We start from the raw sequence: 249 nt of genomic DNA on the forward strand, positions 1-249 counted from the left end.
CTAAAGCACTGCAAGAAAAAGTTTATATCGAATATGACAAAGTGAAAGCAGATACTTGGGACAGACGTAATATGCGTGTTGAATTTAATCCAAATAAACTTACACATGAAGAAATGATTTGGTTAAAACAGAACATCATCGACTACATGGAAGATGACGGTTTTACAAGATTAGATTTAGCTTTTGATTTTGAAGATGATTTGAGTGATTACTATGCAATGACTGATAAAGCAGTTAAGAAAACTATTT

General features: G+C 31.3%; 1 pseudogene. It reads left to right on the forward strand.

The features are described 5' to 3' along the window. Positions 1 to 249: pseudogene (locus LI114_RS14005) on the forward strand (replication initiation protein); the annotation flags it as partial.

The organism is Ruminococcus sp. 210702-SL.1.03, from assembly GCF_020559915.1.
GTDB lineage: Bacteria > Bacillota > Clostridia > Oscillospirales > Ruminococcaceae > YE71.